We start from the raw sequence: 12,943 nt of genomic DNA, 5'->3' as shown, positions 1-12,943 counted from the left end.
GATGTGGGTGCTCCCCCTCCCGTCATGGCCGTGCGACTGACGTAGGTGTCGCCGGGAGCGCCTCGCCAACAAGGCACTCTCGAAGGGCAACACCTGTGCGTTCTCTGCAATCCACCCCCGAGCAGCCGTCGAACGACAGCGCCGGGCGGGGCCCCCTCATCTTCGACGTGATCATCGCTGGGTGCGGGCCGACCGGTGCCATGCTCGCCGCCGAACTGCGGCTGCACGATGTGCGGGTACTCGTACTCGAGCGGGAAACCACACCGGCGTCGTTCGTACGCATCGTCGGTCTGCACATTCGCAGTCTTGAGCTGATGGCGATGCGCGGACTCCTGGAGCGCATCCTCCCGCACGGCAGGCAGCGGCCGGCCGCCGGCTTCTTCGCCGCCATCGCCAAACCGGTGCCCAAGGGCCTGGATTCCGCGTACGCCTATCTGTTGGGGATTCCGCAGCCAGTCATCGTCGACGTGCTCGAAGAGCATGCGATCGACCTGGGCGCGCAGGTCCGGCGCGGCGCCGCGGTCGCCGGCATCGAGCAGGACGACGAGGGCGTCACCGTCGAGCTGGCCGACGGGGAACGGCTGCGGTCGCGCTACCTCGTCGGCTGCGACGGCGGGCGCAGCACCGTGCGGAAGCTGCTCGGCGTCGGCTTCCCCGGCGAGCCTGCCCGCACCGAGACGCTGATGGGCGAGATGGAGGTGGGCGCCCCGCAGGTGGAGATCGCCGCCAAGGTCGCCGAGATCAGCCAGACCCACCGTCCCTTCTGGCTCCGGCCCTTCGGCAACGGCGTCTACAGCGTCGTGGTCCCCGCCGCCGGAGTCAGCGACCGCCAGGTGCCGCCCACCCTTGCGGATTTCCAACAACAGTTGCGCGCCATCGCGGGAACCGATTTCGGTGTGCACTCCCCACGCTGGTTGTCCCGCTTCGGGGATGCGACCCGGCTGGCCGAGCGTTACCGGGTCGGTCGGGTGCTCCTGGCCGGCGACGCCGCACACATCCACCCACCCATCGGAGGACAGGGACTCAACCTCGGCATTCAGGACGCGGTCAACCTCGGTTGGAAACTGGCCGCGCAGGTGCGCGGCTGGGCGCCCGAGACGCTGCTGGACACCTATCAGGGTGAGCGTCGTCCGGTCGCCGAGGACGTGCTGGACAACACCCGCGCCCAGACGGAACTGCTGTCCGCCGCGCCGGGCCCCCAGGCGGTGCGCCGACTGCTCACCGAACTGATGGACTTCGACGAGGTGAACCGCCACCTGATCGAGAAGATCACCGCGGTCGGTATCCGCTACGACTTCGGCCCCGGCCCCGACCGGCTCGGCCGCCGCCTGCGGGACGTCCAGCTTCGGCACGGCAACCTCTACGCCCTGCTGCACCGCGGCCGCGGCCTGCTGCTGGACCGCACCGAACGCCTGACCGTCGGCGGCTGGTCAGACCGGGTTGACGAGATCGCGGACCCGAGCGCTGACCTTGACGTACCGGCGGTGCTGATGCGTCCCGACGGTCACGTCGCCTGGATTGGTGACGACCAGCGGGACCTGGACGACCACCTGTCGCGCTGGTTCGGCACGCCCACCGACTGAGGCCATCGGTCCGATCACCTCGCCCGGCGTGCGCGGCGCACTTGGTCGTGCGCGCCGGGTCGTCGCTCGGTCGAGACCGATGCCGGTGGAGCCCTGTCCCGCGATCAGAATGATCTGGCTGGTTGGAGGTTCATCGGCCGGCGTCGTAGACACGCCGTGCCCGTTCCACCTCGGGGAGGCGGGCGTCGGCCCAGGTGCTCAGGTGGGCGAAGAGGGGACCGAGGCTGGCACCCAGCTCGGTGATCTCGTATTCGACCCGAGGCGGCATCTCGGCGTAATAGGTGCGGGCAATGAGCCCATCGCGTTCAAGTTGGCGCAGCCGCTGCGTGAGCACCTTCGGTGTGATGGTGGTCAGCCGGCGCTCCAGCTCTACGAATCGCTGCCGGCCGTACTTGTGAAGGGCCCACAGGATGGGCGTGGTCCATCGACTGAACACGATGTCGACAACCGGCGCGACAGGGCACGCCAGCTCAGGGTCCGCCGACCGTTCCATGTGCCCTCCGTCACAACAGCGTTACTATCCTCTAGGTACCTACTAGACGGACGCTACTAGCGTCTCCTCCAGCCGCGCGAACGACGCGGTTGAACTGGAGACACAGCCATGTTTGTCGTGACAGGCGCCACCGGGAACGTCGGCCGTACGCTTTTGTCGACCCTCACGACCTCGGGTGCCGCAGTGACGGCGGTGTCCCGGGGACGACGCCCGGTCGCGGTGCCAGAGGGGGTTCGCCACCACCACGCGGATCTCGAACGCCCGGAGAGTCTGCTCCCGGCACTAGCCGGCGCCGAAGCGATATTCCTGCTCGTGGAGGGCGCCGGGGCGCACCTCGACATGCCCGAGATCCTGCGGGTCGTCACAGCCGCGGGGCTGAAGCGCATCGTGCTGCAATCCTCGCAAGCGGTCGGCACCCGGCCGGGGGCGGCCTCGCACGCGCCGCTGTCTGCCATCGAGGACCTCGTACGCCGGTCGGGTCTCGGCTGGACGATCCTGCGCCCCGGCGGCTTCGCCTCCAACGCCTTAGCCTGGGCGGAACCGGTGCGGACCGGCCGGACAGTGGCCGCGCCGTTCGGCGACGTCGGCCTGCCCGTGGTCGACCCGGACGACATCGCCGAGATGGCCGCCGCCGTTCTGCGTGACGGCTCGCACGACGGCCGTACATACGAGCTGACCGGTCCGGTGCTGAGCACGCCACGCCACCGCGCTGCGGATCTCGCCGCTGCACTCGGCGAACCGATCGTCTTCGTTGAGCAGGCGCCCGACGAGGCCCGGGAACAGATGCTGCGGTTCATGCCACCACCGGTGGTCGACGGGACGCTGGCGATCCTCGGCGCGCCGACCGAGCGGGAGCAGCGGATCAGCCCCGACGTGACGCAGGTTCTGGGCCGATCGCCACGGCCTTTCACCGCGTGGGTCGCTCGCAACATCGACGCCTTCCGCTGACGCGTCGCGTCAGGGTTGCGCAGCGGACGGCGCCCGCCGGTGAGATCGAGAAGCACGAACGAGTAGTGGTCACGGACGCTCTTCGCCGGGCAGGTGGCGAAAGAGGGCGTCCGCTCTTGGAAGTCGCGGTCGATGCATCACATGAGACGGCGACGCGCACCGCGAGGTCGCTGACGTGACCAGGAGAGGCGTTGGACTCGCCGGACATGGGCCTCCTCACCTTCAGCATCAACCTCACCCTGGGGTTGTGTGGACCACCAGGAGGGGGATCGCCGACGATGAGACGCACGCCTTCTTCATCCGTCTCCTGGACGAGTCCGGGGCGATGCTGTGGGGTCGGGTCACCTACGAGATGATGGAGGGCTCCTGGCCGGCCGTCGCCCGCGGCGACCAGGAGGTGCCGCCGCTCATCCGCGAGTGGGCGGTCAAGCTGGATGCCAAACCCAAGTACGTGGTGTCCTCGACGCGTACCGACTTCTCGTGGACCAACAGCCACCACCACATTGCCGGCGATCTGCGCGAGGGCGTGCAGAAGCTCAAGGACGCGACCCCGGTCGGGGTCCGCGTCGGAAGCGGCAAACTCGCCACCGAGCTCGACAGGCTGGACCTGATCGACGAGTACCGGATGCTCGTCCATCCCCGGATCGCCGGCCACGGCCCGACGCTGTACCAGGATGGGCTGCCCGCCACGCGTCAGCTCGAGCTGATCTCGGCAGAGCCGCTCCGCAACGGGGTGGTCGCCGTGCACTACCGCCGCGCGCGCTGAATCGTAGGAGTCCCTCGCCGCCAGCGAATCGGCTGCTCGGCGTCCTCCTCGCGCCTCCCTCGCATCGGGACGATTCACAGAGTAAGGCCCGGAGCAGGCCGGTACCCGAGACCTGCAGTCCAGCGGCGGGGCGCCTTGACCCCCACGGCCACTTCCGCTGGGTAGGGCCAGTCGTGTGGGACCTGGCCGCCCGGAGCTGAAGGCGCACACAACACATCTCGCCACTGGCTGGCCCTCGACGCCGAAGCACGCGCCAGTCACCTGAGAAGCGACAAGCAGCCATGGGCAGGGCTCTGCGCCCATTAACGGTTTACCGGTAATGATAATCCATTAATTCACCATCACAAAAGGTGCATATCGTGCGCGCACCATAATGACAGTTATGGTAAGTAACGAATCAGGTTGGTGTAAGGGTGGCGATCACGTCGGCGAGCGGGCCCGGACGACGTGCTGCTGGGGGCGGAGCGCTGTCGCAGGAGTCGATGCGGCTGAGCCGGATCGACGGTGCTGCGGCATCATCTGTCGTCATGTTCTCCGTGGAGGAACGCGACCTGATCCGAGAGCGGCTGCTGCGTCTGGCGAATCAGGATCCCGCCATCGTCGCCGCCGCGATCACCGGCTCACACGCCACCGGCCAGGAGGACCGCTGGTCCGACATCGATCTGGCCTTCGCGGTCAGCGACCCGCTCGACACCGTCATGCGTCGGTGGACGCAGGTGATGTATCAGGAGTTCGCCGCGGTCCACCACTGGGACCTGACGGCCGGTGCGGCGATCTACCGAGTCTTCCTGCTCCCGCACTGCCTGGAAGTAGACCTCGCGTTCAGCCCGCAAGCCGCGTTCGGGCCGCAGGGCCCGAGTTGGCGACTCGTGTTCGGGCAGTCGACACCATCTCCGGCCGGCACGCCCAGCGGCCACGACGACATCGTCGGCCTGGCCTGGCACCACGCGCTGCACGCGCGGATCAGCATCGAACGAGGCAGGTACTGGCAGGCGGAGCACTGGATCAGCGCCATGCGCACCCAGACGATCGCGCTCGCCTGCCGGCGCCTGGGTTACCCCAGCAGCTACGCCAAGGGCGCCCACCTGTTACCCGCCGACATCACCGGAGCGCTGGAAACGACACTGGTCCGTGCCACGGAAGAGGTCGAGGTGCGCCGCGCGCTGGTGGCCGCCGCGGCAGCCCTGGCCGACGAACTCACTCGTACGGACCCGGCGCTGGCCGATCGGCTGCACCCGATTCTCACCGAACTCGCCGCCCAGCCGCCCCAGGGTTCACAGAGGGCGGCGACCTAGGAGCGGCCGTACGCGGCGCGGGCCTGGGCCACCTCGGCGGCCTCGCGTTCACGCCACCGGCGTTGCGCGTCCCGGTTGCACATCCGACAGACCCGACGGTATCGACCGGTTGCCGGATCAAGCTCACGGTCGTGGCCGTTGCGGCACTGGGCCGGCTGGGCTCGGCTGCGGCAGGCCTCGGTCCGGCTGATCTGGCGCAGATGCGTGGGCTCGATGCAGTCGGCGGCACCGCAGGTCTGGTCGACGTCCAGGGCGGGGTCGTATCCGCCGACGAGCACCACGTACGCGGCGATGTGCGCCCACGCGCGACCGGCGACCTTCTGGTGCACCCCGCGTCGCCGCCCGTAACCTTCGACGATCAGGCAGCCGTCCTCGGTGCGGTGTGAGCGTTGCAGCAGGTAGGCGCGCAGCGATTCCTCGGTGTGGTGGCGGGACAGTCCTCGCACGGCCGAGAGCACGGAGTCACCGTACCCACGTCGGTCGGTGGGTCTGCTGTTGACCGCCGCCTCGTCCGGAGAGCCCGTCGGCGTCACCGACATCCGTGCGGGTCAGTGACGCCGACGACCGTCTCAGGTGCGGACGCGGTAGTGCAGGGACATCACGCCGTTGCTGAGTCGGCGGTTGCTCAGTAGCTCCAGCCCAGCTCGGGTGCCGCTGGGCAGCCCGGGCTTGCCTCCGCCGACGAGGACGGGGTGGATCAGCAGGTGGCACTCGTCGATCACTCCGGCCTGGAAGGCCTGCTCCGCGAGGTGTGCGCCGCCGATAGTGAGGTCACTGGTGGCCGAGGCTTTCATGGCGCGTACCGAGGCGGGGTCGAAGCTCGTTTCGAGCCGGGTCTTGGCGGTCGAGGTCGCGTGCAGGGTGGTGGAGTAGACGACCTTGTCCGCTGCCTGCCAGACGTCGGCGAAGTCGGCCGTGAGCTTCGACTGTCCGGCCAGGGCAGGGTCGGTTTCCCAGAGGGACATCGACTCGTACAGGCGCCGGCCGTAGAGGTAGGTACCCATGGGCCGGAGCAGGTCGGTCATGAACGCGAGGTACTCGTCGTCGGGTGGGGTCCAGTCGAATCTGCCGTGTTCGTCCTCGATGTAACCATCGAGGGACACGTTGGTCACGTAGATCAGCTTGGCCATTGCGTCACACCTCGACGTCAACTGCGACGGGGTGGGCGTTCCGCAGCGTGGCGTCCAGTTTGGAGAAGGCCTCGTTCCAACCCTGGCTGGCGGGGGCGGCCAGCTGCTCGGGGAGCCACTGACGGATCTCGAGTCGCGTCCGTCCATCGGCCTCGTCGTGGAACTCGACCCGCATTCGTGTCTCGTGCGGCTGATGGCCGTCCGGCAGCTGCCCGGTGACATGCACGACGCCGTCGAGCAGTTCGCCGTCGGCGACGTCGGTGAGGTCGATGTGGACGTCGACTCGAAGGCCGGGCCGGGCCGGAAAGAGTTCGGTCCACCGCTGGTGGCCGCCGGGCCGGATGTCGAAGTCTATCTCCTCGCGGGGCAGTGAGTTGCCGATCGGCCCCCACCACGCCGCCAGGTGGTCGGGGTCGGTGAAAGCTCGGTAGACCAGTTCCCGTGGCGCGTCCACCACGCGTGAGATGACGATTTGCGGATCGCCGCTGTCCATCAATTCTCCTTGTCGTGGGTCTTGCCCGGTGATTCGCTGTCGGGAATCACCGGGCCGTGGACCGTTCGGTCCGTTGGGCGAGCGGCGGCCTGTACCGCCGCGAGGTGGGCGTCGAGGCGGGTGAGCGACGTGTCCCAGAACCGCCGGTAGCGCTCTATCCACTCGGCCGCGTCGCGCAGCGGAGCGGCCTCGATGCGACTCATCCGCAACTTTCCCGATCGGGTGCGGGAGATGAGCCCGGCGCGCTCAAGCGCCTTGAGGTGCCGCGACACCGCCGGCATCGAGATGGGCAGGGGAGCGGTGAGCTCGGTGACCGTGGCGTCGCGGTCGGCCAACTCGGCGAGGATCGCCCGTCGAGTCGGGTCGGCGAGGGCCGCGAACACCGCGCTGAGTTGATCGCTACCGGACACCGAGGCCTCCCATCATTTAACTGTTGCGTTAAATGTAGTACGGAATGATCCTCTGTCAACGACCGACCCGGGTACGACGAGCACCGGTCCCGCGGCACTGACCGCCCCGGTCTCAGTGGCGAGCGGCGGCGGGCATCACAGGTACGGATTGCGCGAGGCGACGTCCCGCAGCCATGCCGGACGCGTTCCCCAGGCGACCCAGGGTGTGCTGCCCCATTCGCACGCAGGCCCCATGGACGCGTCGATCGTCAGCGGTGAGCTGTCCGGGTCGACAGCGAACAGTGTCAGGTCCTCGGCGTAGCGGACCAGCAGCTCGGTCCAGGATGGAGCCAGCACATCCCAGGAGGAGCATTCGACATCCACCCGGACCACCTGCCCGGGCGTGCCCCCCGGTGCCGGATCACCGTCGAGCAGCCATTTCACGTCGCCGTTCAGGTCGCCCACGACAACGGTGCCCGGCGCACCGACGATCGGCCGCACCGGCCCGTTCAGGCAGAGCATCTTCGTGTCGACGAGGTGCGCCCAGACCTGGGGATCGTCCCACTCCGGCTCCGGATCATGACTGTCGTGCCACATCCGGGTCAGCTCGATGATCTCGTCGGTGCCGCAGAGGTTGGTAAGCGGCACCGGGCTGGGCTCGGCGGACGGCAGGGTCGGGCCAGGGTTGGTCCCGTTGTGGATGCGGAGACTGGCGCGGAAATCCGGCGGCAGGGTGGTGGCCAGGGCGGCTTCCACCGCGTCGATCGCGGGTGCCGGGGCCGGGGCGTTGAGCTGCCGCAGGGACGACGGCAGAACGCGGCCGAGGCCAGCTTCGATCCGTGCCCACGCCTCGCCGACACGCCTGTCAACCTCGGCCCCGGTGTCGGTCACGACGCGAACTCTAGCCAGCAGCGGCAGCTCTTTGCTGCGCTGCTGGCGGTCAGGATCGCTGGACGTCGTCGAAGAGGGTGAGGGCCTCGGTGGGGTCCGGGCTCACCAGGCGTTCCAGACCGGCTGTGGTGATCTTCGCCCACCGTTCGGCCCGTACCCACATCTGTTCCTCGAAGGCGCGGACCGCCTCGTCCAGATCTTCCGGGTCGGCCGCGACGGACTCGGCGAGCTCGGCAGCGTCGAGCATCGCGAGGTTCGCGCCGGCCCCCAACGGTGGCATCAGGTGGGCGGCGTCGCCCAGGAGCGTCACACCGCGGACGTGCGCCCAGGTGTGGGATACGGGCAGGACGTAGCAGGGGCGGTGGAGGAAGGCGGTGCCGTGGCCGAGCAGGTCGAGCATGGGAGCGGCCCAGCCGTCGAACATGGCCAGCAGGCCCGATCGCGTGGCCTCGACGTCGGTCAGGTCCAGTTCGGCGTGCCAGTCCAGCGGCGCGCGGAACGTGGCGTACACCTTGACGTGACCGCCGCTGTTGCGCTGGGCGACGAGGGATCGGTTCACCCCGTACACGGCAACCGAACCGTCACCGATCAGCTGGGCGAGGTCGGGGTGGCGGGTGTCGACGTCGTCGAGGGAGGTCTCGACCGTGGTGACGCCGGTGTAGCGCGGCGTCGCTGCCGAGACCGCCGGGCGGACCCGGGACCAGGCGCCGTCCGCGCCGACCACGAGGTCGAACGTCTCCTGCCGCCCGTCCGCGAATTGTACGCGTGCGCCGTCTCCGGCCCCCGGCGCCACCTGCGTCACCTCTCGCCCCCACCGCACGTCGAGAGGGCCGAGCAGCAGGTCCCGGAGCTGCCCGCGGTCGATCTCCGGATTGGCCTGCTCGTCCGGAGCGGGTCGCCAGTCCCGCAGCACCGTCCCGGCGGTGTCCAGGATGCGCATGGCCTGCCCCTCGGGACGGGACAGTGCCTGGAACTCCGCTCGCAGACCCGCCTTGTCCAGCGCCAGTTGGCCCAGCCCCTCGTGCAGGTCGAGCGTGCCGCCCGGGGGGCGGGCGTCGGGCGCGGGATCGCGTTCGAGCACGACGACGGGGTAGCCGTGGCGGTGCAGGACCCGGGCGAAGGTGAGGCCACCGGGGCCAGCCCCGACCACCGCAATACGTCGTCTCATGGCGATACACCGTATCGCGCCCTTACAATTTATCGCAACAGCAGGGGAGTGCTCATGACCGTGTGGGACCGGCCGAAGCCGCCGAACCCTCCCGTGCCGCTCGACCGGGAGCGGATCATCGCCGCCGCCATCGCGCTGGCCGACGAGGGCGGACTGGAGGCGGTGTCCCTGCGCAGGGTCGCCGCCCGGCTGAACGCCGGCCCGATGCGGCTGTACGGATACATCGCCACCAAGGACGAGTTGCTCGACCTGCTGGTGGACGAGGTCCACGCCGAGATCCTGCCCGAGGACCAACCCGGTGACTGGCGGGCGGCGCTGAGCGTCCTCGCCCACCGCACCAGGCAGGCCGCGCTGCGTCACGAATGGCTGGCCGACCTGCTCGGTGGTCGCCCGACGCTGGGCCCGAACGGCCTCGCCGTGGCCGAGGCCAACCTCGCCGCCCTCGACGGCCTCGCCGACATCGACACCGTCATGCGTGCCGTGGAGACGGTGAGCGCCTACGTCACCGGCGCGATCAGGCGCGAGATCGCGAACCTGCGGGCCGAGCGCGCCACCGGTCTGTCCAAGCGCGACTGGCAGCGCGCCTCCGGTCCGCACGTGACAAGGATGTTGGCGACGGGCCGCTTCCCGGCGCTGACCAGGGCGGTGCACGACGGCACCGAGGTGGACGCCGAGGCATCCTTCGCGACCGGCCTGGACTGGGTCCTCGACGCCGTGGCCGCCAAACTCACCCGAGCCCCGGCCTGACCCCCGCACCGCGCCCGCACGTCGTCGTGGCGCTCGGCTGCCACTGCGGCGTACGGGCCCGGCTGCCGACTCAGCCCTGGCGGTCGAGCCACTCCCGGTAGGAGGTGGGCGCGATGAGGGCGTCGTCGGTGGCGATGAGGGCCGCGCCGGGTGCGGCGGCGAACATGCCGGCACTGTCGTCGGTGGTGACGGTGCGCTTGTCATCCCGGGCGGCGAGGGTGATCCGCCCCAACTCGTCGAGGGTGAAGACGTCGGGGCCGGCGACGTTGCGGACGCCGCGCAGGGGCGCGCCCATGCTGACCTCGGCGACGGCCTGCGCCACGTCGGCCGCGGCCATCGGCTGCACGGGCGTGCGGGGCAGCCGGACGGTGGTGTCGTCGGCCGTCCAGGACAGGATCGCCTCGACGAACTCGAAGAACTGGGTGGCGCGGACGATCGAGTACGGAATCGGGCCGGCCTTGAGGATGTCCTCCTGCAGGACCTTGGCGCGGTAGTAGGCCAGGTCGGGCACCTGGTCGACGCCGACGATGGAGAGCACCACGGCGTGGCCGACGCCCGCCTGGCTGGCGGCGGCGAGCAGGTTGTTCATGGTCGTCTGGAAGAAGGCGGGGGAGGCGTCGTCGAAGGTCGGCGAGTTGGTCAGGTTGACGACGACCTCGGCACCGGTGAGCCCGTCGGCGAGGCCCTGCCCGGTGAGCAGGTCCACACCGGTGGACGGCGAGAGCGGCACCGCCTCGTGCCCGGCGGCCTGGAGGATCGTGACGACCTGCGACCCGATGAGGCCGGTCCCACCCAGTACGGCGATCTTCATGCTCATGCACCTTCCCGTGACGATGTGGTCCGACTGCCGACGCTCGGTCGATACTCGGACTTCCCTTGTCCGAGAACTATACTCGGACACAATGAGTCCGAGTAGCGGGGTGACTAGGGTGACGTCATGAAGATGTCCGGCGGGGTGGAGTGGGCGCTGCACTGCTGCGTGGTCCTCACGGCCAGCCACACGCCAGTGCCGGCGGCCAAGCTGGCGGAGCTGCACGACGTCTCCGGCAGCTACCTCGCCAAGCAGCTCCAGGCCCTGGCCCGCGCCGGCCTGATCCACTCCGTGCAGGGCAAGTCGGGCGGCTACGTCCTCACCCGCGCCCCGGCGAGCATCACCCTGCTCGACGTGGTCCGGGCCGTCGACGGTCCCGGGCCGACCTTCGTCTGCACCGAGATCCGCCAGCGCGGCCCGTTCGCGACGCCAGCCGACGCCTGCACCACACCGTGCCCTGTCGCCCGAGCCATGTGGGCGGCCGAGGACGCCTGGCGGCAGGCGCTCGCCGCGGTCACCATCGCCGACCTCGCCCGCGACGTCGACGCCAACTCCGGCCCCGAGGCCCTGGTCGGCATCCAGGCCTGGCTCACCAGCGGAGCCGGCTGAGCCTGCTCACCCGGTGTGGCGTACCTCGGCGTCCCAGATCTGCGCCCACGGACGCCGCAGCCCCCGGCACACGTGGATCGGGCCGCCGTTCTCGTCGTTGTGCACAGCGACCCGCTGGTCCACCCGCCCCGCGAGCGTGCACTCGTTGAACCAGGTGTTGAGCTGGTGGCGGCCCTCCCAGCCGACCGCGACGACCACGTCCGCCCCGGCCGGCGGCTGGCCGAAGTCGACAGCGCCGTTGTGCCCCGAATAGGCCCGGGGCAGCGCGCGGGCCGGACCGTAGCGGGCCAGCGCGCCGGCCTCGCCGTAGTTGTCGGTCAGGATCACCGCCCGGGAACGCTCGTCCGGCGGCAGCCCACGATGGACGGTGGCGACCGAGTCGGCGAACGCCGGCCAGCCGATCGTCTCGCCCGCGTCGTAGTTGAGGTCGACCACGAAACCGGGCAACCGCTCGGCGGGCAGCACCGGCAGCAGCACCACGATGTTGGGCAACAGGAACGGCAGCAGGCCCAGCGCGAGCAGCCCGCGGCGCAACCGGACCGACCCGCGCGACGCCCACCCGACGGTCACCACCGCACCGGCGGCGGTCAACACCAGCAACAGCGGCGCATCGTAGTAACCCTTGCCACCGGCGATCAGCACGAGGCCGACCACCACCAACCAGGCCCAGCCGACCGCCCGGTAGGCCTGCCAGGCCGGTCGGCGCAGCAGCGCGACGAGGCCCGCGATCCAGATGGGTACGGCGTACGGGCTGATGATGACGAACTGGAGGGTGAACGCGTCGAGGCGGCCACTGTAGGAGCTGTCCTCGTCCGCGATGGAGGCGGCCACGCCGAGCTGCGGAAAACCGTGCGTCGCCTGCCAGATCAGGTTCGGGGCGGCCAGCAGCACGGCGATCCCGACGGCGGCGAGCACCAGGCGGTCGCGCAACAGTCGACGGGGCCCGGCGATGAGCACCCCGGCGAGCAGGCCCACCGCCAGCAGCGCGGGCAGCAGCTTGCTGAGCATGCCCACGCCGAGCGCCAGCCCGACGCCCAGCGCCCAGCGGCTGTCGCCGGTGCGCAGCAGCCGTACCGCACACCACGCCGCGACCAGCCAGACCAGCAGGTCGACGGTGGTGGTGCTGAGCAGGTGCCCGCCGGAGAGCACAATGCCGGACGACGCGGCCAGCACCGCCGCGCAGGTCTGCGTGCCACGACCGGCGCCCAGCTCGCGGGCGATGGCGGCGACGAGCAGCACCGCGCCGCCGGCCAGCAACGCCGACGGGGTCCGCAGAATCACCAGGTTGCCCGGCGCGATGGTGTCCAGCAGCCGGGCCAGCGCCGGGACCAGCGGGCCCTGGTCGACGTATCCCCAGTCGAGGTGCCGGCCGGCGAGCAGGAAGTACAACTCGTCGCGGTGATAGCCGTAGCGGCCGGCGAGCAGCAGCAGGATCACGCTTGTCGTCAGGGCCACCAGCCACGGGCCGCGGGTGGGCGAACCCGGTTCCGGCGGCGCCGGCTGGGTTGGCTGCTGCGGTCGGTCGATGTCGATCGCGGGCTCGCTCATCCGCTCATGATGACCGGCCTGGTTGCGGCGCGGGGGCCCGGCGGCCTCCGGGTGCGGGTGGCCCAACCGGGT

At 70.1% G+C, this 12,943-nt stretch carries 14 protein-coding genes and 1 pseudogene; 6 read left to right on the top strand and 9 right to left on the bottom strand.

The window, feature by feature from the left end:
- Positions 1 to 158 precede the first annotated feature (158 nt).
- Positions 159 to 1,583 (top strand): rifampin monooxygenase, encoded by a 1,425-nt coding sequence (gene rox, locus AB0B85_RS10085; RefSeq protein WP_357405680.1) that lies wholly within the window; start codon positions 159 to 161, stop codon positions 1,581 to 1,583.
- 130 nt (positions 1,584 to 1,713) lie between these two features.
- On the opposite strand, the gene AB0B85_RS10080 is transcribed toward rox, so the two are convergent.
- Complete coding sequence (locus tag AB0B85_RS10080; protein ID WP_357405576.1) at positions 1,714 to 2,076, bottom strand: helix-turn-helix domain-containing protein; 363 nt, start codon at positions 2,074 to 2,076, stop codon at positions 1,714 to 1,716.
- A 108-nt stretch (positions 2,077 to 2,184) separates the two neighbouring features.
- Between AB0B85_RS10080 and AB0B85_RS10075 the strand changes: the two genes are divergently transcribed.
- The 3 genes and pseudogenes from AB0B85_RS10075 to AB0B85_RS10065 all read left to right on the top strand — a co-directional run bounded on the left by AB0B85_RS10075 (position 2,185) and on the right by AB0B85_RS10065 (position 5,085).
- Positions 2,185 to 3,024 (top strand): NAD(P)H-binding protein, encoded by an 840-nt coding sequence (locus tag AB0B85_RS10075; protein ID WP_357405574.1) that lies wholly within the window; start codon positions 2,185 to 2,187, stop codon positions 3,022 to 3,024.
- A gap of 206 nt (positions 3,025 to 3,230) precedes the next feature.
- Positions 3,231 to 3,790: pseudogene (locus AB0B85_RS10070) on the top strand (dihydrofolate reductase family protein).
- A 527-nt stretch (positions 3,791 to 4,317) separates the two neighbouring features.
- Positions 4,318 to 5,085 carry a nucleotidyltransferase domain-containing protein gene (locus AB0B85_RS10065; RefSeq protein WP_357405572.1) on the top strand — a complete coding sequence of 256 codons (768 nt, stop codon included), beginning with the start codon at positions 4,318 to 4,320 and terminating at the stop codon, positions 5,083 to 5,085.
- Here the strand turns inward: AB0B85_RS10065 and AB0B85_RS10060 are convergent.
- From AB0B85_RS10060 to AB0B85_RS10035, 6 genes are all read right to left on the bottom strand, one after another.
- Positions 5,082 to 5,543: an HNH endonuclease gene (locus tag AB0B85_RS10060; protein WP_357405570.1), complete on the bottom strand. Its 462-nt coding sequence runs from the start codon at positions 5,541 to 5,543 to the stop codon at positions 5,082 to 5,084. The genes AB0B85_RS10065 and AB0B85_RS10060 overlap by 4 nt on opposite strands.
- 111 nt (positions 5,544 to 5,654) lie before the next feature.
- On the bottom strand, positions 5,655 to 6,215 hold the full coding sequence (locus tag AB0B85_RS10055) for a dihydrofolate reductase family protein (RefSeq protein WP_357405568.1): 561 nt from the start codon (positions 6,213 to 6,215) through the stop codon (positions 5,655 to 5,657).
- Between the two features lie 4 nt (positions 6,216 to 6,219).
- Positions 6,220 to 6,708, bottom strand: a complete 489-nt coding sequence (locus AB0B85_RS10050; protein WP_357405566.1) for an SRPBCC domain-containing protein — start codon at positions 6,706 to 6,708, stop codon at positions 6,220 to 6,222.
- Positions 6,708 to 7,118, bottom strand: a complete 411-nt coding sequence (locus AB0B85_RS10045; RefSeq protein ID WP_357405564.1) for a metalloregulator ArsR/SmtB family transcription factor — start codon at positions 7,116 to 7,118, stop codon at positions 6,708 to 6,710. The genes AB0B85_RS10050 and AB0B85_RS10045 overlap by 1 nt, the downstream gene beginning before the upstream one ends.
- A gap of 135 nt (positions 7,119 to 7,253) precedes the next feature.
- On the bottom strand, positions 7,254 to 7,988 hold the full coding sequence (locus AB0B85_RS10040; protein WP_357405562.1) for an SMI1/KNR4 family protein: 735 nt from the start codon (positions 7,986 to 7,988) through the stop codon (positions 7,254 to 7,256).
- Positions 7,989 to 8,037: 49 nt separating this feature from the next.
- Positions 8,038 to 9,156, bottom strand: a complete 1,119-nt coding sequence (locus AB0B85_RS10035) for an NAD(P)/FAD-dependent oxidoreductase (protein ID WP_357405560.1) — start codon at positions 9,154 to 9,156, stop codon at positions 8,038 to 8,040.
- 54 nt (positions 9,157 to 9,210) lie between these two features.
- On the opposite strand from AB0B85_RS10035, the gene AB0B85_RS10030 reads away from it, so the two are divergent.
- Positions 9,211 to 9,903 (top strand): TetR/AcrR family transcriptional regulator C-terminal domain-containing protein, encoded by a 693-nt coding sequence (locus AB0B85_RS10030; RefSeq protein ID WP_357405558.1) that lies wholly within the window; start codon positions 9,211 to 9,213, stop codon positions 9,901 to 9,903.
- A 70-nt stretch (positions 9,904 to 9,973) separates the two neighbouring features.
- On the opposite strand, the gene AB0B85_RS10025 is transcribed toward AB0B85_RS10030, so the two are convergent.
- Positions 9,974 to 10,714, bottom strand: coding sequence for an NAD(P)H-binding protein (locus tag AB0B85_RS10025; protein ID WP_357405557.1), 741 nt, complete (start codon positions 10,712 to 10,714; stop codon positions 9,974 to 9,976).
- A 126-nt stretch (positions 10,715 to 10,840) separates the two neighbouring features.
- On the opposite strand from AB0B85_RS10025, the gene AB0B85_RS10020 reads away from it, so the two are divergent.
- Positions 10,841 to 11,323 (top strand): Rrf2 family transcriptional regulator, encoded by a 483-nt coding sequence (locus tag AB0B85_RS10020; RefSeq protein ID WP_357405555.1) that lies wholly within the window; start codon positions 10,841 to 10,843, stop codon positions 11,321 to 11,323.
- A gap of 6 nt (positions 11,324 to 11,329) precedes the next feature.
- On the opposite strand, the gene AB0B85_RS10015 is transcribed toward AB0B85_RS10020, so the two are convergent.
- Positions 11,330 to 12,871: a glycosyltransferase family 39 protein gene (locus AB0B85_RS10015; protein WP_357405553.1), complete on the bottom strand. Its 1,542-nt coding sequence runs from the start codon at positions 12,869 to 12,871 to the stop codon at positions 11,330 to 11,332.
- Positions 12,872 to 12,943: the final 72 nt, after the last annotated feature.

Origin of the sequence: Micromonospora sp. NPDC049044 (assembly GCF_040649215.1) — a bacterium.
Lineage (GTDB): Bacteria > Actinomycetota > Actinomycetes > Mycobacteriales > Micromonosporaceae > Micromonospora.
This window is presented reverse-complemented; position numbering and strand designations above follow the sequence as displayed.